This is a genomic window from Cohnella rhizosphaerae (genome assembly GCF_029525575.1).
Taxonomy (GTDB): domain Bacteria; phylum Bacillota; class Bacilli; order Paenibacillales; family Paenibacillaceae; genus Cohnella; species Cohnella rhizosphaerae.
In genome coordinates, this window is sequence record NZ_JAPDIA010000008.1 from 208,865 (window position 1) to 234,949 (window position 26,085).

21 protein-coding genes and 9 pseudogenes are annotated in these 26,085 nt (G+C 63.1%); 26 read left to right on the plus strand and 4 right to left on the minus strand.

Annotated elements, in window-relative coordinates:
- The first annotated feature begins 67 nt into the window (after positions 1-67).
- Positions 68-1,186 carry a molecular chaperone DnaJ gene (dnaJ, locus tag OMP40_RS24230; RefSeq protein WP_277535257.1) on the plus strand — a complete coding sequence of 373 codons (1,119 nt, stop codon included), beginning with the start codon at positions 68-70 and terminating at the stop codon, positions 1,184-1,186.
- Positions 1,187-1,325: 139 nt separating this feature from the next.
- On the opposite strand, the gene OMP40_RS24235 is transcribed toward dnaJ, so the two are convergent.
- Genes OMP40_RS24235 through OMP40_RS24245 form a run of 3 tightly spaced genes read right to left on the minus strand, consistent with a single transcriptional unit; the run spans position 1,326 to position 2,567 of the window.
- Positions 1,326-1,577, minus strand: a complete 252-nt coding sequence (locus OMP40_RS24235; protein WP_277528396.1) for a hypothetical protein — start codon at positions 1,575-1,577, stop codon at positions 1,326-1,328.
- Positions 1,578-1,612: 35 nt separating this feature from the next.
- Entirely contained in the window at positions 1,613-2,179 is a 567-nt protein-coding gene (locus OMP40_RS24240; RefSeq protein ID WP_277531187.1) for a transposase, read from the minus strand.
- Entirely contained in the window at positions 2,172-2,567 is a 396-nt protein-coding gene (locus OMP40_RS24245; RefSeq protein WP_277532978.1) for an IS110 family transposase, read from the minus strand. Before OMP40_RS24245 ends, OMP40_RS24240 begins: the two co-directional genes overlap by 8 nt.
- A gap of 362 nt (positions 2,568-2,929) precedes the next feature.
- Here OMP40_RS24245 and OMP40_RS24250 point away from each other — a divergent pair, with 362 nt between their 5' ends.
- From OMP40_RS24250 to deoC, 8 genes and pseudogenes are all read left to right on the plus strand, one after another.
- Positions 2,930-3,082, plus strand: coding sequence for a YfhD family protein (locus OMP40_RS24250; protein WP_277535258.1), 153 nt, complete (start codon positions 2,930-2,932; stop codon positions 3,080-3,082).
- Between the two features lie 6 nt (positions 3,083-3,088).
- Positions 3,089-3,439: a hypothetical protein gene (locus tag OMP40_RS24255; protein WP_277535260.1), complete on the plus strand. Its 351-nt coding sequence runs from the start codon at positions 3,089-3,091 to the stop codon at positions 3,437-3,439.
- A gap of 356 nt (positions 3,440-3,795) precedes the next feature.
- Entirely contained in the window at positions 3,796-5,061 is a 1,266-nt protein-coding gene (tyrS, locus tag OMP40_RS24260) for a tyrosine--tRNA ligase (protein WP_277537999.1), read from the plus strand.
- An 87-nt stretch (positions 5,062-5,148) separates the two neighbouring features.
- A pseudogene (gene prmA / locus OMP40_RS24265) lies at positions 5,149-6,145 on the plus strand (50S ribosomal protein L11 methyltransferase).
- Complete coding sequence (locus tag OMP40_RS24270) at positions 6,142-6,828, plus strand: site-2 protease family protein (RefSeq protein WP_277535263.1); 687 nt, start codon at positions 6,142-6,144, stop codon at positions 6,826-6,828. Before prmA ends, OMP40_RS24270 begins: the two are co-directional and overlap by 4 nt.
- A 165-nt stretch (positions 6,829-6,993) precedes the next feature.
- Entirely contained in the window at positions 6,994-7,785 is a 792-nt protein-coding gene (locus tag OMP40_RS24275; protein WP_277535264.1) for an RsmE family RNA methyltransferase, read from the plus strand.
- Positions 7,778-9,126: pseudogene (mtaB, locus tag OMP40_RS24280) on the plus strand (tRNA (N(6)-L-threonylcarbamoyladenosine(37)-C(2))-methylthiotransferase MtaB). Before OMP40_RS24275 ends, mtaB begins: the two are co-directional and overlap by 8 nt.
- Positions 9,127-9,142: 16 nt before the next feature.
- The gene (deoC, locus tag OMP40_RS40355) at positions 9,143-10,285 is read left to right on the plus strand and encodes a deoxyribose-phosphate aldolase (RefSeq protein ID WP_338131230.1); all 1,143 of its coding nucleotides are present in this window, start codon (positions 9,143-9,145) and stop codon (positions 10,283-10,285) included.
- 27 nt (positions 10,286-10,312) lie between these two features.
- Here the strand turns inward: deoC and OMP40_RS24295 are convergent, their stop codons facing one another.
- Positions 10,313-11,299, minus strand: a complete 987-nt coding sequence (locus OMP40_RS24295) for a Na/Pi symporter (protein WP_277535266.1) — start codon at positions 11,297-11,299, stop codon at positions 10,313-10,315.
- Positions 11,300-11,432: 133 nt separating this feature from the next.
- Between OMP40_RS24295 and OMP40_RS24300 the strand changes: the two genes are divergently transcribed.
- The 17 genes and pseudogenes from OMP40_RS24300 to floA all read left to right on the plus strand — a co-directional run bounded on the left by OMP40_RS24300 (position 11,433) and on the right by floA (position 26,083).
- Entirely contained in the window at positions 11,433-12,845 is a 1,413-nt protein-coding gene (locus OMP40_RS24300) for a class I SAM-dependent rRNA methyltransferase (RefSeq protein WP_277535267.1), read from the plus strand.
- A 167-nt stretch (positions 12,846-13,012) separates the two neighbouring features.
- Positions 13,013-13,381, plus strand: a pseudogene (locus tag OMP40_RS40360) (helicase-exonuclease AddAB subunit AddB); the annotation flags it as partial.
- A 73-nt stretch (positions 13,382-13,454) separates the two neighbouring features.
- Positions 13,455-13,709, plus strand: a pseudogene (locus OMP40_RS40365) (hypothetical protein); the annotation flags it as partial.
- Between the two features lie 91 nt (positions 13,710-13,800).
- On the plus strand, positions 13,801-15,348 hold the full coding sequence (locus OMP40_RS24310) for a helicase-exonuclease AddAB subunit AddB (RefSeq protein WP_277535271.1): 1,548 nt from the start codon (positions 13,801-13,803) through the stop codon (positions 15,346-15,348).
- A 124-nt stretch (positions 15,349-15,472) separates the two neighbouring features.
- A pseudogene (locus OMP40_RS42220) lies at positions 15,473-15,610 on the plus strand (PD-(D/E)XK nuclease family protein); the annotation flags it as partial.
- Complete coding sequence (locus OMP40_RS42225) at positions 15,555-15,830, plus strand: hypothetical protein (protein WP_277535273.1); 276 nt, start codon at positions 15,555-15,557, stop codon at positions 15,828-15,830. The pseudogene OMP40_RS42220 and the gene OMP40_RS42225, both read left to right, overlap by 56 nt.
- Positions 15,730-16,599 (plus strand): PD-(D/E)XK nuclease family protein, encoded by an 870-nt coding sequence (locus OMP40_RS24320; protein WP_420872076.1) that lies wholly within the window; start codon positions 15,730-15,732, stop codon positions 16,597-16,599. The genes OMP40_RS42225 and OMP40_RS24320 overlap by 101 nt, the downstream gene beginning before the upstream one ends.
- Positions 16,596-18,155, plus strand: a pseudogene (locus tag OMP40_RS40370) (UvrD-helicase domain-containing protein); the annotation flags it as partial. The gene OMP40_RS24320 and the pseudogene OMP40_RS40370, both read left to right, overlap by 4 nt.
- A gap of 754 nt (positions 18,156-18,909) precedes the next feature.
- Positions 18,910-19,641 (plus strand): annotated as a pseudogene (locus OMP40_RS40375) (3'-5' exonuclease); the annotation flags it as partial.
- Between the two features lie 591 nt (positions 19,642-20,232).
- The gene (locus OMP40_RS40380) at positions 20,233-20,964 is read left to right on the plus strand and encodes a PD-(D/E)XK nuclease family protein (RefSeq protein ID WP_338131321.1); all 732 of its coding nucleotides are present in this window, start codon (positions 20,233-20,235) and stop codon (positions 20,962-20,964) included.
- A gap of 358 nt (positions 20,965-21,322) precedes the next feature.
- Positions 21,323-21,634 (plus strand): hypothetical protein, encoded by a 312-nt coding sequence (locus OMP40_RS24330; protein ID WP_277535277.1) that lies wholly within the window; start codon positions 21,323-21,325, stop codon positions 21,632-21,634.
- A gap of 137 nt (positions 21,635-21,771) precedes the next feature.
- Positions 21,772-22,125, plus strand: coding sequence for a hypothetical protein (locus OMP40_RS24335; protein WP_277535279.1), 354 nt, complete (start codon positions 21,772-21,774; stop codon positions 22,123-22,125).
- Between the two features lie 232 nt (positions 22,126-22,357).
- A pseudogene (locus tag OMP40_RS24340) lies at positions 22,358-22,715 on the plus strand (histidine triad nucleotide-binding protein).
- Between the two features lie 107 nt (positions 22,716-22,822).
- Positions 22,823-22,996: a 30S ribosomal protein S21 gene (rpsU, locus tag OMP40_RS24345; RefSeq protein ID WP_080840534.1), complete on the plus strand. Its 174-nt coding sequence runs from the start codon at positions 22,823-22,825 to the stop codon at positions 22,994-22,996.
- A gap of 15 nt (positions 22,997-23,011) precedes the next feature.
- The gene (locus OMP40_RS24350; protein WP_277535281.1) at positions 23,012-23,455 is read left to right on the plus strand and encodes a GatB/YqeY domain-containing protein; all 444 of its coding nucleotides are present in this window, start codon (positions 23,012-23,014) and stop codon (positions 23,453-23,455) included.
- Positions 23,456-23,892: 437 nt separating this feature from the next.
- Entirely contained in the window at positions 23,893-25,062 is a 1,170-nt protein-coding gene (locus OMP40_RS24355) for an NfeD family protein (RefSeq protein ID WP_277535283.1), read from the plus strand.
- A 30-nt stretch (positions 25,063-25,092) separates the two neighbouring features.
- Positions 25,093-26,083, plus strand: a pseudogene (gene floA / locus OMP40_RS24360) (flotillin-like protein FloA).
- The last annotated feature ends 2 nt before the right edge of the window (positions 26,084-26,085 follow it).

The window sequence follows — 26,085 nt, forward strand, 5'->3', positions numbered from 1 at the left end:
CCGGCGCTGCCTTTACGGCGCGCGGCGGAACCCGCTTTGACTTTGTCATGGAGATGGAGGTTGAATAGTGGCGGACAAAAGGGATTTTTATGAGGTGCTCGGCGTCGGCAAGGGCGCATCCGCGGACGAGATCAAAAAGGCTTACCGCGGCCTCGCCCGCAAGTATCACCCGGACGTGAACAAGGCGGCCGACGCGGAGGCCAAGTTCAAGGAAGTCAAGGAAGCGTACGATACGCTGAGCGACGATCAGAAGCGCGCCCGCTACGACCAGTTCGGCCATGAAGACCCGATGGCGGGCATGGGCGGCGGACAGGGCGACTTCGGCGGCGGCTTCGGCGACATTTTCGATATGTTTTTCGGCGGCGGCGGCGGCCGGCGCGACCCCAATGCGCCGCAGCGCGGCAATGACCTGCAGTATACGATGACGATCGAGTTCAAGGAAGCCGTCTTCGGCAAGGAGCTCGACATCACGATCCCGCGCACCGAGAGCTGCGACCACTGTCACGGCAGCGGCGCCGAGCCGGGCTCCAAGGTCGACAACTGTCCGACCTGCCGCGGCACCGGGCAGCAGGAAGTCGCGCAGAATACGCCTTTCGGACGCATCGTCAACCGCAGAACGTGTTCGACCTGCGGCGGGCGCGGCAAGATTATCAAGGACCGCTGCAAAGTTTGTTCCGGCAGCGGCCAGGTGAAAAAACAGCGCAAAATTCACGTTAAAATTCCGGCGGGCGTGGACGACGGATCGCAGCTTCGCGTAAGCGGCGAGGGCGAAGGCGGGACGCGGGGCGGACCTGCGGGCGACCTGTATGTCGTCCTGCGCGTGAAGGCGCACGACTTTTTCGAGCGCGACGGCGACGATATTTACTGCGAGGTTCCGCTGACGTTCGCGCAGGCGGCGCTCGGCGACGAGATCGAGATTCCGACGCTGACCGAGAAGGTCAAGCTCAAGATTCCGGCGGGCACGCAGACCGGCACGTATTTCCGCCTCAAAGGCAAAGGCGTGCCGAAACTGCGGGGCTACGGGCAAGGCGACCAGCACGTCAAAGTGACGGTCGTCACGCCGACCAACCTGAACGACGCGCAGCGGGAGCTGCTGCGGGAGTTGGGGTCGACGACCGGCGAGGCGACCCACGAGCAGCACAAATCCATTTTCGAGCGCATGAAAAAAGCGATTTTAGGCGATTGATATATACGTACCGGCGCCCCTCCGCAGGAGGGGCGTCTTTTTTTTATGAATATCGCCATGCACGTACTGCCTTCGACGCGCATGCAAAAATAGAACTGCCGATTTGGAAGTTCTTAGGGGGTTGTAGAGTCAGTATTCATTAAGCCAATTTGGTGACGGAAAAGCCGCTTTCTTCAAGCTGTTTAATCATTTGAGACTGCTTGCGAAGCTGACGTTCAGCGCGATGCCGATCCAGGTAATCGGGTCCCAACTCCTGATACGGACGGCGATGAAGCAGGAGGTGATAGACGATTCGAAGCAAAGTATGGCCCAGCGCAACCAACGCTTTCTTCTTGCCCAGTCGTTTTACCCACGACCAATAACGGGCAGAAAGCCTTGTATTTCGTGTCATCGAGGCCGCCCAAGCACATTCGCAAAGGATCGCTTTTAGTTGACTGTTTCCGGACCTTGCCCGCTGCCGTTTTTTTTACCCGCACTCTCGTGATTGCCCGGGCTCATACCTGCCCAAGCTGCCAGACTGTGGTCGCTTTTGAATTGACTCATGTCCGTTCCGATTTCGGCCAAGATCACGGCCGCCGCGTTTTCGTTGATTCCCGGTACGGTCAGCAGCAGGTTGAAGCTCTCCTCTTTGTCTTTGGTGTAGTTGCGAATATGCGTTTCCATCTGAGCGATGGAGGACTCGATGTATTGCAAATGCTCCCAGGACATACGGATCATGCTGCGATGGTGAGCGCGAAGGCGGCTGTTAAGCGATTGAAGCAGCTTGGGAGATTTATGCCTTAGCGCACCCTTCATGTGCGTCTCCAGAAAATCCATCGTGATGACCTCGTGATCCACAATCTTCTGGAGCAACAGGCGGCCGGAAACGCCGAAGATGTCGGACATGTGCGAGGTCAGCTTCACATTGGCATCCTGCAGCAGCTTGTGAATGCGGTTTTTCTCCGCTGTCGCTTCCTGGACCAACTTCTTGCGGTATCGTGTCAGATCACGCAATTCGCGAATATCGACCGGGGGGGACGAAGCTGTTCTCGATCAAACCGCAGCGAAGCAGCTTGGCAATCCATTCAGCATCCTTGATGTCGGTCTTACGGCCGGGTAGATTCTTGATATGATGTGCATTGGCAAGCAGCAGATCGAAATCGAAGGATTCCAGCACGTTCCAAACGGGCTTCCAGTACACGCCGGTACTTTCCATGGCGACCTGACTACAACCTTGTTCCGACAGCCACTCGCCAAGGGCCAGCAGTTCGTCGGTCATCGTGCCAAACGTGCGAATTTCGCACTTGGGCTTTTGGTCAAGCGGACCGGACAGCACACAAGCGACGACGGATTCCTGGTGCACGTCCAGTCCAGCACAACGCTCTAGAATGGCTTCAAGCATACCCATGCGCTCCTTTCCATCATGAAAACCAGGAAGACAACCTGAAACGTGAAAATTTTTTATCCGGACTCGCAGTCCAATAGCCTGTGCTTCGAAGGTTGTCCATTCAGTTTTGTGTTCGGGGTAAGATCCACCGCAAAAAACCACGAACTTGACCTGGTCAACTTCAGTATCTTAGAAATCACTAAAAAAAGGCTACGATGAGATATTCATCATAGCCTGTGACCCGGCAGGATCATGAATGTTTTGTGACCGGCCGACACGCGTCGAATCCGCTTTCCGATGCATAAGCCGCCTCCGTTCGCGCATCCTAAACGTCGACTGCATGCATTTTATTCGCCATTACGGGAGGATCGACATCGATGGGCAAGCGGAACGAGAGCAACGAGCAGTTACCCGTCGCAAAAGCCGAAGACGTCGCGTTCGCGGCGGACCGCGCCGACGCGGACGACCTGGAAGCGCTGGCGCGCTCGGAGGAAGCCGACCGCCGCGCACAGCAATACGAAGGGACGTGAGCGGACGTGGACAAGACGACGCTTGAGGCGAGCTTCGACTCGCAGGAGGACGCGGAAGCCGCCGTTCGCAAGCTGACGGCCCTGCGCGGAGACCGCTTTCGCATGGAGAGCGCGGCTGCCGGCGCGGACTTCGGTTCGATGGCGACGCGCAACGATGCGATCGCTAGCGGCGTCGCCAGCGCGATGCTGTACGGCGGCGCGGAGCTCGAGGCAGCGGAGGAGCTCGGCACGGGCGCGGCGGAATACAGCCCGGCGGCATCGAAGGCGGCCGCGATCCATCTGACGGCGGATATGCCTGGCGAATCCGTCGAGCAGGCGCGCCGCGTCATCCAGGATACGGGCGGCACGCTCGCATAACCGTCGAACTTAGCGTTCGAGGTTGACATTGCCCGTTAATATCAATAAACTGTCTGTAACTCATATGCGTATTTACGGTGAAGGAATCAGTAGCTGCCTCGTCCCTGTCTCAGAGAGCCGGGGGTCGATGAGACCCGGTACACACGCTGGCCAGCGAATTACGTTCCGGAGTAACCCGGGTAATGCCGGGCGGCGTGGCGATCGATATCTCGCCGAGAGCGGCATCCACGGCGCGCGTCCGCGCGGCGTCCGTCGGTGCAATTTGGGTGGTAACGCGGTGTTCCAATCGTCCCTATGTCTACGTAGACAAGGGGCGATTTTTTATTTTCACTCAAGGGGAGCGGGAAGAAATGAGCATGAACATTATCGACGAACTCGAATGGCGCGACGCGATCAATCAACAGACGGATGCGGAAGGCCTTCGCGAACTGACGGGCCAGAAGGCGGTCTCGCTGTACTGCGGCGTCGATCCGACGGGAGACAGCATGCATATCGGGCATTTGATTCCGTTCATGGTGCTGAAGCGGTTCCAACTGGCCGGCCACCGTCCGGTCATTCTGATCGGAGGCGCGACCGGCACGATCGGCGATCCGAGCGGGCGTACGACCGAGCGCTCGCTGCAGACGCTGGAACAGATTCAGGCGAACGTAGAATCGCTGGCGGCGCAGCTCACCAAGCTGTTTCTGACGGAAGACACGAACCAAGCGCCGATGCGCATCGTCAACAATTACGATTGGACGCACAAGATCAACGTCATCGAATTTTTGCGCGACTACGGCAAAAACTTCAGCATTAACGCGATGCTGGCCAAGGACGTCGTGGCGAGCCGGCTCGACGGCGGCATCTCCTTCACCGAATTTTCGTACCAGATTTTGCAGTCGCTCGATTTTCTTCACCTGTACCAAGAAGAGGACGTTCAGCTTCAGATCGGGGGCTCCGATCAGTGGGGCAACATCACGAGCGGTCTCGATTTGATTCGCAAAAAGGAAGGTTCGGAGGCGAAGGCGTTCGGACTTACGATCCCGCTCATGCTGAAGGCCGACGGTACGAAATTCGGCAAAACGGCGGGCGGCGCGGTATGGCTCGACCCGAACAAGACGACGCCGTACGAGTTTTACCAGTTCTGGGCCAACACCGACGACCGCGACGTCGTCAAATACTTGAAATACTTCACGTTCCTGTCCAAGGAACGAATCGACGAGCTGGCGGATAAGGTGCAGACCGAGCCGCACAAGCGCGAAGCGCAAAAGACGCTGGCCGAGGAAATGACGCGGTTCGTCCACGGAGACGAGCTGCTCGACCAAGCCAAGCGCATCACGGCCGCGCTGTTCAGCGGAGATATCAAGGCGCTGACCGCCGACGAGATCGAGCAGGGCTTCAAGGAAATGCCGACCTTCGAGACGACGGCGGAAGCGAAAAATATCGTCGATTGGCTGGTGGAGCTCGGGATCGAGCCTTCCAAGCGGCAGGCGCGCGAGGACATTACCAAGGGCGCGATCTACTTGAACGGCGAGCGCGTCAGCGATCTGGAGCTGGAAGTGGGCGCGAATCACGCGATCGGCGGCAAGTTCGTCATTATCCGCAAAGGCAAGAAAAACTACAGTCTGGTGAAAATCGTCTAGCAAGTCGTACGGCGGGCGCTTTGCTTGCCATTTAAAGCTAGTTGTATAATGGGGGCTAACGACGAGTCGTTTAGGGGGGATACGGAATTGCGTTGGTATGAAATTACGATCGTGGCAAACGAGCAAGCGCAGGAAATGGTCGCGCACTACATGCATGAACTGGGCGCGGGCGGCGTATCCATAGAAGAATCGTGGTCGGAGGATAAGCCGAGAGACACGTCGCTGGGGCAATGGTACGACAAGCCGCTGAACGACATTCCGGCAGGCCTGGCCGTCATCGCGGGTTATTTTCCGGAAGATATCTTCGGAGAAACGCTGGTCGCCGAGCTGTCCGAGCTGCTGCGCGGCTTGCCGGAGTTCGGTTACGACGCCGGCGACTTTACCGTGCAGACACGAGAAGTGAACGAGGACGACTGGGCGCACGCGTGGAAAAAGTACTTCAAGCCGCTGCCGGTATCCGAGCGTCTCACGATCAAGCCGACCTGGGAGGAATATACGCCGCGCGAGGACGAACTCATCATCGAGCTGGACCCGGGGATGGCGTTCGGCACCGGGACGCATCCGACGACGGCGCTCTGCCTGCGCACGCTCGAAGGCGCGATCAACGCGGGCGACACCGTCATCGACGTCGGCACCGGCTCCGGCATTCTCGCGATCGGCGCCATGAAGCTGGGCGCCTCGCGGGTGCTCGCGCTCGACCTGGATCCGGTGGCGGTGTCCAGCGCGACGGAGAACGTGAAGCTGAACGGACTCCAGGACGACATCGAGGTGCGGCTCAGCGACCTGCTCGGCGTGCTGCGCGCCGGCGAGACAGCCGCGGGCGACGCGGGCGCTTCGAGCGTCGTGCCGCCCGTCGATCTCGTCGTAGCGAATATTTTAGCGGAGATCATCCTGCTTTTTTATCGCGGACGTATTCGACGTGCTGAAGCCGGGCGGTATCTATATCGCGAGCGGCATCTACAAGAACAAGGAAGAGGACGTCGAAGCCGGGCTGCTGGCGGCCGGCTTCGAGATCGTCGATCGCGTGCGTCAGGACGACTGGATCGCGTTCGTATGCGGCAAACCGAAGGGTGAGGACGAATGAGCTTTTTTTGGTTTCCGCTGAACGAGCTGCCGTTCGTCCTGCTGACGATGCTCGTCGCGTTCACCGTGCACGAGTTCGCGCACGCCTGGACGGCATACAAGTTCGGCGATCCGACCGCCTACGAGCAAGGGCGCGTCACGCTCAATCCGATGGCGCACCTGGATCTGTTCGGCATCCTGTTCCTGCTCGTGGCCGGCTTCGGCTGGGCGAAGCCGGTGCCGGTCCGGCGAAGCCGGTTCAAGCGTCCGCGGCTGATGAGCATCGCGGTTACGGCCGCGGGTCCGATCAGCAACCTGCTGCTGGCCTTCGTCGGTTTGTTTATTTATCTCCTGCTCGTCAAGCTTGGCGCGCTCGGTCAATTCGCGACGCAGGAGACCGTCTGGACTTTTTTTCGTTATTTTGTACCGATCAACGTCATGCTGTTTTTGTTTAACCTGATCCCGCTGCCGCCGCTTGACGGCTACCGGATCGTCGAAGAGTTCGCGCCGCTTAGGCTGCGGCTTAAGATGATGCAGTTCGAGCAGTGGGGGATGTTCTTGTTCCTGCTTTTCGTATTCCTGCCGCCGCTGAAGGCCGTGACGCTCACGCCGCTGTTTTCGCTGGGCGATCCGATCATTCGCCATGCGACATTGTGGATCGCGAAGCTGCTTCATATCACGACGCCTTTTTACGGTTTTGCATAAGCCAGCTTGCGGAACAAGTCTTGTCCTGATACGCCTTCGGGGTTCGTCCCGGAGGCCTTTTTTGCGCCGTTCGGCCGTCTGCTAAAGCCCCGAAGCTAGCGCCTGAACGCGATTCGCGGTATGATGGACGGTGGAACTTGAATCGATCGTGGAGGCTTCAAGCGAATGCAGCGTTACTTTATCGATCCCGGCCAGATCGACGGCGATGCCGTCGTGCTGCTGGGGGAGGATGCCCGGCATCTGTCAACCGTCATGCGGGCGAAGGCCGGCGACGAGTTCATCGCCTGCGACGGGTCCGGCCGGGAGTGTCTGGCCGAGATCGTGAACATAGAGGGCGGACGCGTCGAAGCGCGCGTCTTGCGCGCGCGCGCGTCCGAGGCGGAGATGTCTTGGCGCGTCGAGGTCGCCCAGAGCCTGCCCAAGGGCGACAAGCTCGAGACGGTCATTCAGAAGGGGACCGAAGCGGGCGCATCCGCGTTTTTGCCGTTCATCTCGAAGCGTACCGTCGTTCAGTACGACGCGCGCAAGGAGGCGAAGCGGCTCGACCGCTGGCGCAAGATCGCGAAGGAAGCCGCCGAGCAGGCGCATCGCGGCATCGTGCCCGACATCGGGGAGGTCGCGTCCTGGAAGGCGCTGCTCGCCCGGTTCGGGGCCTACGACCGCGTGTTGCTTTGTTATGAGGAAGAAGGACGCAGAGGCGCCGGACTGAAGCCCGAACTTGAAGCGTTCGCGGGGCGGCTGCGCGAGGATGCCGGAGCGGCATCGCGGCCGAGCCTGCTCGTCGTCGTGGGCCCGGAAGGCGGCTTCGACGAAGACGAAGCCAGGCAGGCGGAGGCCGCGGGCGCGGTCTGCGTCGGGCTTGGCAAGCGCATTTTGCGAACGGAGACGGCGGCGCTCGTGGCGCTGGCCGCGATCGGATACGAATCCGGAGAGATGGGGGAAGCTCGCCATGTCTAAGGTGGCATTTTATACGCTCGGCTGCAAGGTCAACTTCTACGATACGGAAGCGATGTGGCAGCTTTTTAAAAAAGAAGGTTATGAACAGGTGGACTTCGAGTCGCGCGCGGCGGACGTATACGTCATCAATACGTGCACGGTGACCAACACCGGCGACAAGAAAAGCCGGCAAATCATCCGGCGCGCGGTGCGCCGCAACCCGGACGCCGTCATCGCGGTGACGGGCTGCTACGCGCAGACGTCGCCCGCCGAGATTCTCGCGATCGAAGGCGTCGATCTCGTCGTCGGCACGCAGGACCGGGACAAGCTGATGACGTACGTCGCGGATATCCAGGCCGAGCGCAGGCCGGTCAACGCGGTGCGCAACATTATGAAGACACGCGAGTTCGAAGAGCTCGACGTGCCCGATTTCGCCGATCATACCCGCGCCTTTCTCAAGATTCAGGAGGGCTGCAACAACTTTTGCACCTTCTGCATCATCCCCTGGTCGCGCGGCCTGTCGCGCAGCCGCAGCCCCGAGAGCGTGCTCGCCCAGGCGCGGCAGCTGGTCGCTTCGGGCTACAAGGAGATCGTGCTGACGGGTATCCATACGGGCGGCTACGGCGACGATCTCGAGAATTACCGGCTTGCCGACCTGCTGCGCGATCTGGACCAGGTGGATGGGCTCGAACGGATCCGCATCAGCTCGATCGAAGCGAGCCAGATCGACGACGCCATGATCGAGGTGCTGAACGGCTCTAAAAAATGTGCAGGCATCTTCACATCCCGCTGCAGGCGGGCGACGACGAGGTGCTGAAGCGCATGCGGCGCAAATATACGACGGCCGAATTCGCGGACAAGATACGGCGCATCAAGGCGGCGATGCCGGGCGTGGCGATCACGACCGACGTCATCGTCGGGTTCCCGGGCGAGACGGACGCGCATTACGAGCGCGGCTACCGCTTTATGGAGGAGATCGGCTTCGCGGAGATGCATGTATTTCCGTATTCCAAACGGACGGGCACGCCCGCCGCGCGCATGGACGATCAGGTTGAAGACGACGTGAAGCACGGGCGCGTCCAGCAGCTGATCGAGCTGTCCGAGCGGATGCAGGCCGAATACGCGAAGCGATGGGTCGGAGAAGTGCTGGAGATCATACCGGAGCGCGGCGAAAAGGGGCCGGCGGGCAGCGGGTTGATGAGCGGCCACTCGGATAATTATTTGAACGTCGTATTTAAAGGCGATCCGTCCCTTGTCGGCAAGCTGTGCCGGGTAAGGATCGTCGAAGGCGGCGCGAACGAATGCAAGGGCGAGCTGCTCGAGGCGCCGGCGGCAGGGCTTATGCCTGCCATGCAGGCTTAATTAGGAGGATAACGGCATGTTGGAGATATCGGCAGGCGGCGTCGTATACCGCCAGAGCGGCGGCAAGATCGAGATTCAAATGATCGAGGACCGCTTCGGCAAGACGACGCTGGCCAAAGGCAAGATGGAGCCGGGCGAGACCGTCGAACAGACGGCGCTGAGGGAAATCATGGAGGAGACGGGGATTCGCGGGGACATTCGTTCGCCGCTCTCCGTCATCCGCTACCAGTACGAATCGGCGGACAGGGCGACGGTGCAGAAGGAAGTGCATTATTATCTCGTCGAAGCGAGCGAGGGCACGCTGCAGGCGCAGGTCGAGGAGATTAAAGGCGTTGCGTGGTATTCGCCGGAGGACAGCTGGCGGCTGCAGCGCAGCGGCGGATACGACAACAACGACGAGGTGCTGCGCGAAGCGCTGCGCCAGCTCGGCTTCGAGCCCCAGGACGGCCATGTCGTCGCGGCGGGCCGCTTCCCGATCTGGACGCCTGGCCGGTCGATCGCTACGTTCATCGACCATACGCTGCTGAAGGCGGAGGCGCAAACTGCCGACATCGAACAGCTGTGCCAGGAAGCGCTCGCCTATCAGTTTTACAGCGTGTGCGTGAACGGCCGATGGGTGCGGCTGAGCCGCGAACGTCTCGGCGGGACGAACGTCAAAGTATGCGCCGTCGTCGGCTTCCCGCTCGGCGCTGCCGCGACGCGCGCCAAGGCGTTCGAGGCGGCGGCGGCCGTCGAGGACGGCGCCTCCGAGATCGACATGGTGTTGTCGATCGGCAAGCTGCTCGACCGGGACTTCGATTCGGTTCAGCGCGACATCGCTTCCGTCGTACGGGCCGTGCAGGGCGGCGCGCTCGTCAAGGTCATCCTGGAGACCGGCGCGCTGACGGACGAGCTGAAGCGCGAGGCATGCCGTCTCTCCGAAGCGGCGGGCGCGGACTACGTCAAGACGTCGACGGGCTTCGGCCCGGGCAAGGCGACGGAGGCGGACATCCGGCTCATGCGTTCGTCCGTGTCGGGGCATCTCGGCGTGAAGGCGTCGGGCGGCGTCCGCGACGCCGCCACGGCCGAAGCGATGCTGCTCGCCGGGGCGAGCCGCATCGGCACGAGCTCGGGCATCGAGATCGTCGGCGGCGACCCGGCGGCGGCCGGCGCGTACTGACGCGGCGCGCGGGGCTCGCGCTGCCGTTTAAGCCGCGGCGCCGGGCGCAACCGGCTTGGCCGGCGGCTTGATCAGATAGGCGAGCGGCAGCGCCAGCAGCGAGCAGGCGACGTTAAAGATCGTCTGCGCATGCGCGATCTGGGCCGCGGCATTGCCCGGCGCGACGTAGGCTGCGGCGGCGAGCAGCTCGTGCCGCAGCGGGTAAAACAGCAGCACGCCGCCGACGTTCAGCGCGATCTGCGACAGCGCGACGAGCTTGCCGCCGCGGCTGCCGCCGAGCGAGACGAGCAGCCCGGTCGCGCAGGTGCCGACATTGGCGCCGAGCACGATCGCGACGGCTGTGTCCGGGCTCATGGCGTCAGCGGATACGAAGCCCATGGACATGCCGACGACCGCGGCGCCCGAGTGGATGAGGGCGGTGAGCACGGCGCCGCCGAGCACGCCGAGCGCAGGCTGCTGCGCAGCCATGTCCATCAGATGCGCGAACGTGCCTTGCCGTTGGAGCAGCGGTCCCATCGTACGGAGCAGCGCGAAGCCGGCGAGCAGCAGGGCGAAGCCGGCGAGCACCGCTCCGCCGAAGCGGCAGGCGTCGTGGATACGGCGAGGCATCGGCGGCAGCGCGCGCCACTCGCCGGACATGAGGGACAACAGCCACAGGGCGGTGCCCGCGCCCAACAGAGGCAAGCCGTAGCGATGAAGCTCCAGGCTCATGAGTTCCGTCGTCAGGCAGGTGCCGACGTTGGTGCCGAGTAGGATGCCGAAGCAGCGCGCGAACGGGAGGATGCCGCTGTTGACGAGGCTGATCGTGAGCAGCGTGACGGCGGTGCCGCTTTGCAGCAGCGCGCTCGAAGCGGTGCCGAGGGCGAACCCCCGGAGCGGCGTCGACGTCGAGCGCGCGACGGCGAGCGCCATGCGGTCGCCTGCCCAGCTTGCGAGCGCGGCCTCCATCACCTTCATGCCCGAGAGCAGCAGCGCGAGGCCGACCACCGACAGCGAGATCAAATATAGCGTCATGGGACCGATTCTCCTTTAAGGATTACATAGCCGCGAACGGCAGAACCGAAGGACGGAAGGGACCGACTTGTCCCGTCTCGATTCAATCGTATGCGGCGATCGCAAGAGACATGATAGAGAAAGGACTGAGCGCATGCCGACCGACAACAAGCCATTTGCCGTGCTGACCCGCTCGCGCCGCCCCAGGTTGGAGCTGGGGCACCCTTGGATTTTCGCGAATGAGATCGAACGCGTCGAAGGCGAGCCCGGGCCGGGCGGACTTCTGGAGGTGCGAGATCACCGCGGGCAATTTTTGGCGACCGGCTACTGGAACCCGGCTTCGCAGATCGCGATCCGGATCGTGGCTTACGGGCCGCTGGACGCGATGGACGAAGCGTTCTTCGAAGCGCGTTTCCGCGCGTGTCAGGACTACCGAAGGCGATTCGTGCCGGACGACGATTCGTGCAGGCTCGTATTCGGCGAAGCCGACTTCCTGCCGGGGCTCGTCGTCGACCGGTTCGACGGTGTGCTCGTCGTGCAGGTGCTGACGCTCGGCATGGACCAGGCGCGCGACGCCTGGCTGTCCGCGCTCGTGCGCGTGTTCGCGCCAAGAGGGGTCTACGAACGAAGCGACGTCGGCGTCCGTACGCTCGAAGGGCTCGAGGAGCGCACGGGCGTCCTCTACGGCGAATGCCCGCGTTATTTGCGGATCTTGGAAAACGGACTGACCGTCCAAGTCGATATCGAAGGCGGCCAAAAAACCGGCTACTTCTTCGATCAGCGGGAAAACCGCGCGGCGATCGCGCCGCTCATGAGCGGCTGGGGCAAACGAAGCGGCATCTCCCTCGAGGAGCGGGCTACGGAAGAAGGCGTCAGGCCCGTGCCGATCAACGCCAACGGGAGCGTCGTCACGTTCCCTTACTGGGACGGCGCCACCGTGCTGGAGTGCTTCGCGCATACCGGCAGCTTCACGCTTCATGCGTGCAAGTACGGCGCCAAGCGCGTTACCTGTCTCGACATTTCGGAGCACGGCATCGACACCGCCAGAACGAACGTGGCGGACAACGGGTTCGAGGACCGCGTCGAATTCGTCGTCGCCGACGCGTTCGAATATTTGCGCGAGCAGGTCAAGGGACGCGAAGAGCGCGCGGCGAGAGCCGGCGCGGAAGGCGGCGCCAACGGCGTCAAGCCTGCGGCCAAAGTGGACACCTCCAAACCGCTGGGCAAGCAGGGGCGCACGTGGGACGTCATCATTCTCGATCCGCCTGCGTTCGCCAAGACGAAGCGCGCCGTGCCGGGCGCGATCCGCGGCTACAAGGACATCAACCTGCAGGCGATGAAGCTGATCAACGAAGGCGGGTACCTGGTCACGGCGAGCTGCTCTTACCACGTCCGGCCGGAGCTGTTCATGGAGACCCTGCTCGAAGCGGCGCGGGACGCGGGCAAGGTGCTCCGGCGCATCGTCTGGAACGGGGCCGGACGCGATCATCCGCAGCTGGTGGGGGTCGAAGAAGGCCATTACCTGAAGTTCGGCATATTCGAAGTCAGAAGCCGCAAAGCGCTGTGATCGCATAATCGTCGGCCGTCCGTTCCGCCTGATCGCGGTGCGGGCGGTTCTTTTAGTTCGGTGCGAACGTCTGTGCGCGTGTGATCAGGTGTGGTACAATGATCGCTAGAATCGCAGCGCGCACGGAAGATCGTACGAAAACGATTGGGGAAACGGGGGGGCAGGCCATGAAACTGAGATTGATCGCGGGACGCTCGGGCAGCGGCAAGTCGCATCTGATCAAGACCGAGATCGCAGAGCGGATCGCCAGGGAGCCGGCGGGGCCGCCGCTTCTGCTGATCGTACCCGAGCAAGCGACGTTTCAGACCGAATACGCGTTTGCTTCGTCGCCAGGGGCGCGGGGATTCATGCGACTGCAGGTGTCGAGCTTCAGGCGGCTCGCGTTCCGCGTCATGCAGGAGTCGGGCGGCTCGGCCGTTGTACCGATCGGAGACAACGGCAAGTCGATGCTGGTCCACAAAGCGCTCGTGCGCAGGCAGGGCGAGCTGAAGCTGTACCGCAGCGGAACCGGCGGCGCCGGGCTGGCCGAGCGGATCGGCGAGCAGTTGACCGAGTGGAAGCGATACGGCACGAGCCCGGACGCGCTGCGATCGGTCCCGCTAGCGGCCGGTGCGGCTTCGACCGGGGGGGGCGGAGCGGGACGGCAGGGCGCAGGCGGCTGCCGAGGGCCTGCTGTCGGACAAGCTGCACGATCTCTCGCTGTTATACGAGGACGTCGAGCGCGAGCTGGACGGTCATTATCTGGACGGCGAGGATGCGCTCGGGTTCCTGATACGCGGGGCGCGTTCGTCCGCGCTGCTCGAAGGGGCGGAGATTTGGCTTGACGGCTTCCACGGGTTCACGCCGACGGAATACGCCGTCGTAGAAGAGCTGCTCCGCCGCTGCGTCCGCGTTTCCGCCTCGCTCTGCCTGGATCGCCCGTACGGCGCGGGGGGAAGCGCCGGACGAGCTCGACTTGTTCTATCAGACCGCGGATACGTCCGCGCGCTTGTGCAGAATCGCCGAAGCGGCCGGCGCCGAGCTGGAGCCGCCGGTCGTGCTGGCGCCCGAGGTGCTGCCGCGCTTTGCGGACTGCCCGATGCTGGGCCATCTTGAGCGGGCGATGGACGGCCGCGGGCGATGGTCCGGCGGCGAGGCGATGCTGCAGCCCGCGCACCCGAACTGCGGGCTGTCCGTCCACGAGTCCGCCAGCCGCAGGGCCGAAGCCGAAGCCGCGGCCAGGGACATGCTGCGACGCGTCCGCGAGGGCCGCGCGCGCTGGCGGGACATGACCGTGTTCGCCCGCAATCTCGCGGACTACGGCGACCTGCTGGCTTCCGTTTTGGACGACTACGGCATTCCTTATTTTATTGACGGCAAGGCTCAGGCTTCGCACCATCCGCTCGTCGAGTTCATCCGTTCGGCGCTGGAATGCGTGATCGGCGGATGGCGTTACGAGGCGTTTTTCCGCTGCGCGAAGACCGACCTGCTCCACCCGCCGAACGACAGCGTGCCGCGGGACGCGGTCGACGCGCTCGAGAACTACGTGCTCGCGGCGGGCATCGACGGCTGGCGCTGGCACGACGACCGCAGCTGGTACGCGCTGTCCGGACGCGATCTGGACGCCGAGGAGGCGGACGAGGACGGATCGCGCGAAGGCAGTCCGTCCATGCTGGCGATCCGGTCGACGCGCGACGCTTTGCTGTCGCCGCTGCGAACGCTGGAGCGGCGCATCAAGCGCGCCAAGTCGCAGGCCGACCTGTGCCGGGCGTTGTTTATGCTGCTGGAGGAGACGGCAGCGCCGGACAGGCTGGAGCTGTGGAGCCGCAGCGACGAGCTGGCCGGCGAGCCGCTGCGCGCCCGCATGCACCGGCAGCTATGGGACGGCGCGATCGGGCTGCTCGACCAGCTCGTGGAGCTGATGGGCGACGAGCCCGCCGATACGGCGCTGTTCGCGGGTATGCTCGACGCGGGACTCGAGTCGATCCGGCTCGGCGTCGTGCCGCCCTCGCTCGACCGGGTCCTCATCGGAACGCCAGAGCGCACGCGTACGGACCGGATATCGGTGCTGTATTTGCTCGGTGTGAATGAGGGCGTACTGCCGATGGCGATCAAGGACGACGGACTGCTTTCGGAGGAAGAGCGAACCAAGCTGGCCGAATCCGGCCTGCGCTTGGCGCCGAACGCCAGGCGTCGGCTGCTCGACGAGGAGTTTCTTGCATATTTGGCGTTGACGGCGCCCTCGCGGCATCTGTGGATCAGCTATGCGCTTGCGGACGAGGAGGGCTCCGGCTTGATCAAGTCGAGTCTCATCGGCCGCATTCGCGCCTGGTTCCCCGGCATTCCGGTTCAGGGCGAATCGGCGGAGCCGCAGCCGGGCGCGCCGGACGAAGCGCAGCTGTCGTTCGCCGTTCGACCCGGGCGCGCGCTGACGCACACCGTGGCCATGCTTCGCAGGCACCGGCAGGGGGGACGCGCTGTCGCCGGGCTGGCGATCGGCCTACCGTTGGCTGACGGAGCATGAGCCTTGGCGTTCGCGCCTCTCTGTCCTGCTCTCCTCGCTGCGCTTCACCAACGAGGAGCGTCCGCTTCGCCCGCAGACGAGCCTGTTGCTGTACGGCGAGCGGCTGCTGGCCAGCGTGTCGCGGATGGAGCGCTTCGTCGCCTGTCCGTTCCGACATTACGCGGCGCACGGCCTGCGCTTGAAGGAGCGGCGCATGTTCAGGGTCGATGCGCCGGATATCGGGCAGCTGTTCCACGCGGCGCTGCGGCAGACGACGGAGAAGCTGCTCATGGGCGGTCCCGACGACGGGGGAGGCCGGGCTTTGGCACAGCGAAGCCGCCGCGGCCGTCGAACGGCTGCTGCCGCGCGTCCAGTCGCAGATTCTGCTCTCCTCGAACCGCCATCGCACGATGGCGCGCAAGCTCAGCCGCATCGTCTCGCAGACGTCCGCGATGCTCGGGGGAGCACGCCGCGCTGTCCGCTTTTCGTCCGGTCGGCCTTGAAGTGGACTTCGGGCCGCAGGGCATCATGCCGCCGCTCAGCCTGTATCTGGGGGACGGCAGATGGATGGACGTCGCGGGGCGGATCGACCGGGTCGACGCGGCGGAGTCGCAGGACGGCACGCTGCTGCGGATTCTCGACTACAAATCGAGCGCGGTCAAGCTGAGGCTCGACGAGGTGGCGCACGGCCTTTCGCTGCAAATGCTCACTTATCTGGACGTCGTCGTCACGCACGCGCCGCATTGGCTCGGGCGTCCGGCGAAGCCGGCGGGCGTGCTTTATCTTCACGTGCACAATCCGCTGCTGCATACGGCCAACGGTCTCGACGAGTCCGGAGCGGAGGAGGCGATCCGCAAGGAATACCGCATGGAAGGGCTCGTGCTGGCCGACGGAGAGGCGGTCCAGCTCATGGACGAGTCGCTCGACAGCGGCGCCAAGTCGTCGGTCGTGCCCGTCGAGTACAAGAAGGACGGCAGCTTTTCCGCCCGCTCCCAGGTGGCCGACGGCGCCCAGTGGGAGACGCTGCGCAAGGCGGTGCGGCGCAACATATCCAAGATCGGCAAGCGCATCGTGGACGGCGACGTCGATATCGCGCCTTATCGGCTGGGCAAGCGGAGCCCCTGTACGGTGTGCGAGTTCAGGCCGGTATGCCAGTTCGACGGGCAACTCGAGGGCAACCGCCATCATGCGCTTCGCCGGCCGGCGAACAAGGACGAGGTATGGCAGTGGCTTGGCGAGACCGATGAGGAAGAGGGAGCGGACGAGACATGAGCGCATCGCGAAACGACGGTGACGACGAACAGCTCGCCTTCGATTGGGAAGGCTTCTTCGAGCACGAGAGTTTGCGCGAGCGGCCTGCGACGCCCGGCGGCAAAGGCGAAGGCGAAGGCGGCCCGTCCGGAGAGGACGACGCATCCTATGGCGCGGACGCGGCTGCCGGCCGGCGCAAGGGCGGAGGCTTCGCCCGGCCCGACGAGGGATTGGCGGCTACGTACGCAAGGCCGGAAGGCAGCCGCTGGACCGCGGAGCAGTGGGCGGCGATCGCGGCTGACGGCCGCCATCTGCTCGTCGCGGCGGCGGCGGGCTCCGGCAAGACGGCCGTGCTGGTCGAACGGATCATCTCCCGCATCGCGGACGAGGACAACCCGCTCGACGTCGACGCGCTGCTCGTGGCGACCTTCACCAAGGCCGCGGCGGCGGAGATGAAGGAGCGGATCCGGACGGCGCTCGAGCTGAAGCTCGAGCAGACGCCGGACGCCGCGCATTTGCGCAGACAGCTCGCGCTGCTGCCGCGGGCATCGATTACGACGCTGCACTCGTTCTGCATGGAAGCGGTGCAGCGGTACGCGCCGCTCATCGGGCTCGATCCGGGCTTTAGAATCGCGAACGAGACCGAAGCCGAGCTGCTGCGCATGGATACGCTCGACGAGCTGTTCGAGGAGCGCTACGAGCGGGAGCTCGCGCTCGGCGACGAGGGCGCGCTGGCGGTTCTGGCGGACATGTACGGCGGCCAGCGGAGCGACGAACCGCTGCATCGACTCGTGCTGGAGCTGTACGATTTCTCGCGCAGCCATCCGTGGCCCGACGCGTGGCTGCGGGCCACGGCCGCGGCCTTCGACATCGACGGAGAGGCGGAGCTCGCTTCGTCTCCGTGGGTGAAAAGCATGCAGGCGGACGTCCTGCTGTCGTTGTCCGGCGCGGCGGGACTGCTGCGCGGCGCGCGGGAACTGGCCGAGGCGCCGGGAGGTCCCGAGCCGTATGCGTCCACGCTGGCCGAGGATGCGGCGCTCGTGGCGGCGCTGGCCGATGCGGTGACCGGGCAGCCTTGGACGAAGTGGCGGGAGGCGTTCGCTTCGGCCGCCTTCGGCCGGCTCAAGGCTTGCCGCGGCGACGGGTACGATCCGGCACTGCAGGAACGTGTCAAGGAGATGCGGGACGAGGCGAAAAAGACGGTCAACAGGCTGGCCGAAGAGTGGTTCGTGCGTTCTCCGGCGCAGTACGCGGAGGAGCTCGCCGCCCTCGCGCCGAAAATGGCCGAAATCGCGGAGCTCGTCATCGCGTTCGCAGGGCGCTACGAGGAAGCGAAGCGCGGCAAGGGACTGCTCGATTTCGGCGACCTGGAGCATTATGCGCTTCGCATTCTGCGGGCGCCCGGCTCTTCGCCGGAAGCGGCCGCGCCGTCGGATGCCGCGCTGGCTTACCGGGAGCGCTTCAGGGAGATTCTGCTTGACGAGTATCAGGATACGAACGAGGTGCAGGAGGCGATCGTCTCGCTGATCGCGCGAAGCGATCCCGGCAACGTGTTCATGGTCGGCGACGTCAAACAGAGCATATACGGCTTCCGCCTGGCCGAGCCGGGATTGTTCCTGGCGAAGTACAAGACCTACGATATTTGGACGCCGCGGGGACCGGAGCCCGCCGGGCAAGACGAGCCCGACGGAGATCGGGCGCGCGGCGCGGCTGCCGCAGAGTCCGGGGGCGGCGCGGCGGGACTCCGAATCGACCTGGCGCGCAACTTCCGCAGCCGCAGCCGCGTGCTGGACGCGGTCAACCACGTATTCAGGCTGATCATGCGGGAACCGGTCGGCGAAATGGATTACGACCGCCGCGCGGAGCTGATCTACGGCGAAGGCTATCCGCCGGAGGCGTCGGCTGCCGGTTCGCCTGGGGCGGAAGCGCTGGCCTCCTATTCGGTGGACATGCTGCTCATCGATACGGGCGCGGACGGCGCGAAGGCGAGCGTCTCCCCGACGTTCGCCGAGTCGGGCGCTGAATCCGCCGGCGGAAAAGCGGACGGCGGCGACGCGGATGGAGGCGCCGCGGCGATTGAGGAGGAGGAGCTGGAAAGCGCTCAGTTGGAGGCGCGCTGCATCGCGGCCGAAATATCCAGGCTGACGGGCACGGACGGGACGGGACGGCCGCCGTTTGCCGTATACGACGGCCGAAGCGGCCTGCATCGGCCGCTCGCTTATCGCGACATCGTAATTTTGCTTCGCGCCGCGACCTCCCTGGCGCCCGTCGTGCTGGAAGAGCTGCGGGCGGCAGGCATACCGGCTTACGCAGATCTCGCGACCGGCTATTTTGCCGCCGTCGAGGTGGACGTCGTGCTGTCTTTGCTTCACATTATCGACAATCCGGATCAGGACATTCCGCTCGCGGGCGTGCTTCGCTCGCCAATCGTGGGACTCAGCGCGAACGAGCTGGCCGCCGTGCGGATCGCGGATCGCGCGGGCTCGTACTGGTCGGCCGTGCGGACCGCCGCCGCCGGCATCGAGGACGACGAACTGCGGGAACGTCTGGCCGGCTTCGTATCCCGGCTCGAGGGCTGGCGGAGCTTCGCCCGGCGGGAGCCGCTCGGCGAACTGCTCCGCGTCCTTTACCGGGATACCGGTTATTTCGACTTCGTCGGGGGGGCTGCCGGGAGGCGCGCAGCGACAGGCGAACCTGCGCGCGCTGATCGACCGCGCCAGACAGTACGAGCGCAATTCGAGCTATCGCGGCCTGTTTCGGTTTTTGCGGTTTATGGGCCGGATGCGAGATACGGGCGGCGATCTTGGCGCGGCGCGGGCGGTCGGCGAGCAGGAAGACGTCGTCCGCGTCGTCTCCATCCACAAGAGCAAGGGACTCGAGTTCCCGGTTGTCTTCGCGGCGGGACTCGGGCGCAGATTCAACCGTCAGGACCTGACGGGCATGTTCCTGCGGCACAAGAAGCTCGGCTTCGGACCGCGAATGGTCGAGCGGGTGACGCGCGTCTCCTACCCGACGCTGCCGCAGCTGGCGATCCGCAGGCGCATGAAGGCCGAGCTGTTGGCCGAGGAGATGCGCGTGCTTTATGTCGCCTTGACACGGCCCAAGGAAAAGCTCATTCTCGTCGGCACGACCAAGAACGCGGCCGGCGATCTGGAGAACTGGCGCCGTTCGGCCGAGGACGCGACGGACCGGCTTTCGGATTATACCGTCGCGGCCGCGGGCCGTTATTTGGATTGGCTGGGGCCGGCTTCGATCTTGTCGGGCGCGCAGTGGGATATCGGCGGCCTCACGTCGGCCGACGGCGCGCCGCCGGCCGCGGCGGCAGGCGATCCGGACGCGCAGCGGCGGCCGGCGCCGTGGTCGTGCCGCGTATTGCCCGCACGCGCGCTTACGGCGCCGAGGACGCCGGACAGAGAGGCAGAAGCTGGCGAGCCGCTCTGGAACCTGGCGGCGCGCCTGGAGCCGCTGCCGGGTCCCGCATCACCTGCCGGAGAGGCGGTTTACGCCGCGCTCTCATGGACCGACCCGCATGCAGCGGCCGCGCGCGCGGCGGCAAAGACGTCGATTACGGCGATGAAGTCCGCGCGCGAATTCGACGGCCTTGCCGCCCGCTCGGCGATGTCTGCGGGCCGAGCCGGTCCCTTGCAGCTGTCAATGGAAAGGACCGCGGGCGGGGAAGCGGACGGCGTTGACGGATCTTCGGCGCTGGATGCGCCGCCTATGCGCGAGGAGACGCTTGACGCCTCCGATCTCGAGGAGATGCGCCATCCGGCTTTCAATCCGGAGGACGTGCCCGACTCCGACTATTGGACCTATCGCATGCGCAGGCCGAGGTTCATGTCCGCGAGGCAAATGACGGCGGCGGAGCGCGGGACAGCCGTGCACTTGGTCATGCAGCATCTTCCGCTCGGCATCGCGCCGGACAGCGCGGAAGCCGAGGTGGAAGCGCTGCTCGACCGGCTGATCCTGCAGCTGATCCTGACGCCTGAGCAGGCCGAAGCGGTGCGGAGCGTCAATATCGCCGGCTTTTGCCGGACGGCGTTGTACGCCCGAATGAGCGGAGCGCGCAGGCTGTGGAGAGAGTGGCCTTTCAGCGCGGGCATTCCCGCCGCCGAAGCGCATGCATCGGCGAATCCGGACGAGCTGGCCGGGGAGACGGCGCTCATCCAGGGCGTGCTCGATTGCTTGTTCGACGACGGCGACAGGCTGGTGCTGGTCGACTACAAGACGGACGCGGTGCCCGACGGGAATTGGAAAGAAGCGGCGGAGAAGCACAGGTTCCAGATGGAGATGTACGCGCGCGCGATCGAGGGCATCCTGGGGAGAAAAGTGGACGAGGGCCACATTTATTTTGTGGCGAGCGGGGATTGGGAGCGTCTCTACTAGCATGAATTTTCCCGCAACCGTCCGGAAGCCGGACCGTATTACCTTCCGAATTCGTTGGAAAGGAATGGAGTCATGTCGGTCAAAAGAAAATATACCGTACCTGTTTTGCTGGTTATCATTACGTTGTTGACGTTTTTGATCGTCGTGCTGTTCTCCAGGGTGCTGCTGGACGGACAAACGCTCAAAACCGAGCGCGGCATTCGCCTGGCGTCCAGCTACAATTACTGCTTGATCTATGCAGACAGCGTCAAGCGAGCGTCGACAGGGTTGCTTGAAGCGGGCGACGATACGTCGCGAATGGAGGCCGTCAGGGCCCAGGGCATGCTCAAGCTGGCCGGGGGGCGAGTGCGCGTCGGGCGTGCTCGTTCAAGCTGGCATTCGTACCGGACAGGGAGACGAATCGGCCGTCCCGGCCGTTTCCATGCCGCTGCAAAAAATCAACGAAGCTTTGGAGCCGATGGGCAACAGGGCTGGCGCGCTTACCGACGAAGATCGGATCAGGCTGACCTCGATCGCGACTTCGGCGGACAGGCTGGCCGCCATCCTTAAGGACTATACGCCGCCGACCGGCAACGACCGGTTCAGACAGATGCAGGCCGGCGTCGATTGGGTGCCCGTCGTGCAGCGTTTCATCAACGAACTGAACGATTCCGCCGCCTCGATCCAATGACCCGGTTATAACGGCCTTGACCGATTGGCCGCTTCCGCGTTTAACGCGCTCGCTATAATTTGCATGCCGCCGGTAGCCGAACGCCCGCATGGGCATATGCTGATAGCAAGCAGCGGCCATACGGGGAGGCATCGTTCATGCTAAGAACGGATATGAAGGCGTTATGCGAGGCGCATATGCACCGGTACGTCGAAGTGCAGGATCAGAACGGCGTTTGTTACGACGGCATCGTAGAATATATTGACGATCATACGTTGGGTTTGGCCGTGCCGGGCGCGATCGGAGAACAGAGGGCGTTCGGACCTGGCTTCGGTCCGGGGTTCGGTCCCGGCTTCGGCCCGGGATTCGGACCTGGCTTCGGCCCCGGATTTGGTCCGGGATTCGGCCCAGGATTCGGTCCTGGCCCCTTTCCTTTCCGGCCAAGACGCTTTAGCAGACTTGTGTTGCCGTTATACACTTTGACCGCGCTGTCGTTGCTTCCTTATTATTGAGGATCGACCCGACCGCAATCTCGCGAGCAGGAGCCTGCCCATTACCGGGCGGGCTTTTTTTTGGAACAACGGAACGTATGAAATCGGCAGGGGGGAGCGCACTTTTTTATGTTTTGGCCAAAGTCGGGTCAAACCGTTCGAACGCTGCGCGCAAGCGTCTATCGCGATTGGACGAGCAGATTCGCGTAGCGTATGATAGGATTGAACGACTTTATTGCTGGAGGCTGAACCTATGGATACGCTGTTTACCAAGATCATCAACCGCGAGATTCCGGCCGATATCGTGTATGAGGACGACGATGTATTGGCCTTTAAGGACATCCGTCCGCAGGCGCCCGTGCATGTGCTGGTCATTCCCAAAAAAGCCTATTCCGACGATGGACGCGGCCGAGCCGGAGGACGCGCTTCTGCTGGGCAAGCTCATGCTTGCCGCCCAGCGGGTCGCCAGGGAAGCGGGCATCGCCGAGAGCGGTTACCGGCTGATCAACAACTGCAATCCCGACAGCGGGCAAGAAGTATACCACGTGCATATTCACGTGATGGGCGGGGAAAAACTGGGGCCGCTCAACGCTCGTCCGGCGCAAGCATAATTCCTTTCAAAATTGCCTGCGGGAAAGTTGACACTGCCTTTCCTGTTCGCCTATAATGAAGTTTGATAACCGTGTGTTGTGGTCTGTTCCGGAGGGAGGGAAAACAGGTGTCCGAAACGAAAGTTCGCAAAAATGAAACACTCGACGCTGCACTCCGCCGCTTCAAGCGTTCGATCGCTAAAGACGGCGTTCTCGCGGAACTGAAAAAACGCAAGCACTACGAGAAACCGAGCGTTAAGCGGAAGAAGAAGTCCGAGGCTGCTCGTAAACGCAAGTTCTAGGAGGAATTACGCATTATGAACCTCGCGGACCGTTTGAACGAAGACATGAAGCAGGCGATGCGGGCGCAGGATAAGTTTCGCCTGACCACGATTCGCATGGTTCGTGCGGCGGTCAAGAATCAAGAGATTGAGCTGCGCCGCCCGCTCGAGGATAACGAAGTGATCGAGATCCTGAGCCGCGAAGTCAAACAACGCAAGGATTCCCTCCAGGAATTCGGCAAAGCGGGCCGCGACGATCTGGCCACGGCCGTAGCGTCGGAGATCGACATCATCAGCGCGTACCTGCCCACTCAGCTAGGCGAAGAAGAAATCAAGACTCTCGTTACACAGACCATTCAAGAGACCGGTGCTTCTTCCAAAGCCGATATGGGCAAGTTGATGGGCGCTTTGATGCCCAAGGTGAAGGGACGCGCGGACGGCAAGCTCGTCAACCAGATCGTCCAACAACTACTGCAATGATTATCTCGAGAACGACAGGCACTCTCCTCGCGGAGAGTGCTTTTTGCGTCTTTGCGTCCGCTTTAGGGTATGATGAAAGGGACGTCGCGCTTCGGATTCATGAAACGTAAAGCCCTTACATAACGTACTGAAAGTCATACGGGGCTGCATCATGCGGGCATGAAAACCGCAACCCGAGTTTCCCGAGGGAGGGGGAGAAGCTATTTGACCCGTCATGGAGGAATAAAAAAGACGTACGTTCGCACGACTGCTGGGGCCGCTGGCTGCGCTCATGCTGATGACGTTTGCGTTGACGACGGGCGGAGTCTTTGCCGGGGCAGAGACGAAGGCATCGCCCGCCGTGAACGAAGGCTATTCGGTCTACGTCATTCCGGTTAAAATGACGGTAGAACGCGGGCTCGCCTCATTTCTGGATCGGGCGTTGAAGGAGGCGGAGGATGCCGGCGCAGCGCTTGCCGTGCTGGAGATCGATACGCCGGGGGGGCAGCTTGGAGAGCGCGGAACGGATCGGAGAGCGAATCCGTTCCGCCAAGGTGCCGACGATGGCGTTTGTCAAAGGCAAGGCTGCGTCGGCAGGCGCGTACATTGCGCTGAACGCGGATCGCCTCTATATGTCGCCCGGCTCCACGATCGGCGCCGCTATGGTGGTGAACGCCGCCGGCGAAGCCGTCGAAAGCCCGAAGATCGTTTCCTTCTGGAGCAAGCAGATGAGTTCTGCGGCCGAGATGAACGGCCGCGACGGCCAGATCGCGGTCGGTATGGTGGATCCGAACGCCGTCGTCGAGATCAAAGGCTTGAACCGGACGAAGCAAAAAGGAGAGATCATTTCCTTAAGCGCCGACGAAGCCCTGATGGCCGGCTATGCGGAAGGGCAAGCGGAAACGGCCGAGCAGGCGATCGCAGCCGAAGGACTAGCCAAGCTCACGGTCATTCACGAAAATCCGACCCTGGCCGAGCGCGTCTCGCAGGCGCTGACGAGTCCGGCGGTCTCGACGCTGCTCCTTATCGTCGGCATTGCCGGCGTGCTCATCGAGCTCATCGTCCCCGGCTTCGGCGTGCCCGGCATTTTAGGACTGCTGTCGTTCGGGCTGTACTTTTTCGGGCAGCAGGTCGCCGGCTTCGCCGGGCGGGAATCGATCGTACTGTTCGTAGCTGGCGTTGTCTTTATCGTTCTGGAGATGTTCGTCCCAAGCTTCGGCATACTCGGTTTGTTGGGCGGCGCGGGCATCGTCAGCGGCGTCGTGACGGCCGCCTACGACACGGGCAATGCATTCGAATCCCTAGGCTACGCCTTGTTGATCGCGCTTGCGCTCGTCGTCTTCGTCGCCTATGTCTTTCGCAAGCGAGGAATATGGAACCGGTTCATCCTGCAGGATCGTCTCACCGCGGAGCAGGGCTTCGTTCCGAGCGGTGACGATCGCGAGCTGCTCGTGGGGAGCGACGGCGTGACGCTGTCGCCGCTGCGACCGTCTGGCGTCGCGGAGATCGGCGGCAGACGCGTCGACGTCATAACGAGCGGGCAATTTTTGAACGCGGGCCAGCGAATCGAAGTCGTCTCGGTAGACGGCACTCGAATCCTGGTCAAAGCCGTGCAGCAGGAACAGTGAGATTACAATTTATGATGCGGAGGGATTTATTTGGACCCGAATGTTCAGCTTTTGATTATCGGCGCTTTGATTATTATCGCATTGGCCGTTTTTTTCAGCTTTTTCCCGTTTATGCTCTGGATTTCCGCGCTTGCCTCGGGCGTGAGGATCAGCATCATCACACTCGTCGCCATGCGGCTTCGCCGCGTCGTACCGAGCCGGATCGTCAACCCGATGATCAAGGCGACCAAGGCGGGGCTCGGTCTTAACATCAATCAACTTGAGAGCCACTTTCTCGCAGGGGGCAACGTCGATCGGGTCGTCAACGCGCTGATCGCCGCGCAGCGGGCCAATATTCCGCTTCCATTCGAACGGGCGGCCGCGATCGACCTGGCCGGACGCGACGTGCTTCAAGCGGTACAAATGAGCGTTAACCCGCGGGTCATCGAGACGCCGATCGTATCGGCCGTAGCGAAGGACGGCATTGAAGTGAAGGTCAAGGCGCGCGTCACCGTGCGCGCGAACATCGACCGTCTCGTCGGCGGCGCGGGCGAGGAGACGATCATCGCTCGCGTCGGGGGAGGGCATCGTTAGCACGAACGGCTCGGCCGACACGCACAAGGTCGTTCTCGAAAATCCCGACCTGATCTCGCGAACCGTACTTTCGAAGGGCCTTGACGCCGGCACCGCCTTCGAGATTCTGTCTATCGACATCATGGACGTCGACATCGGCAAAAACATCGGCGCCCATCTTCAGACGGAGCAGGCGGAAGCCGACAAGCGCATCGCGCAGGCCAAGGCGGAGGAACGCCGGGCGATGGCCGTCGCGCAGGAGCAAGAGATGAAGGCGCGCGTCGTCGAGATGCGGGCGAAAGTCGTCGAGTCCGAATCCGATGTGCCGCTCGCCATGGCCGAAGCGCTGCGCGGCGGCAAGATGGGCGTTATGGACTATATGAATCTGAAAAACCTCGAGGCGGATACGCAAATGCGCGGCTCGATCGGCAAGAGCGAGGCGGGTTCTAGCAACGGCGAGGAGCGCTGATC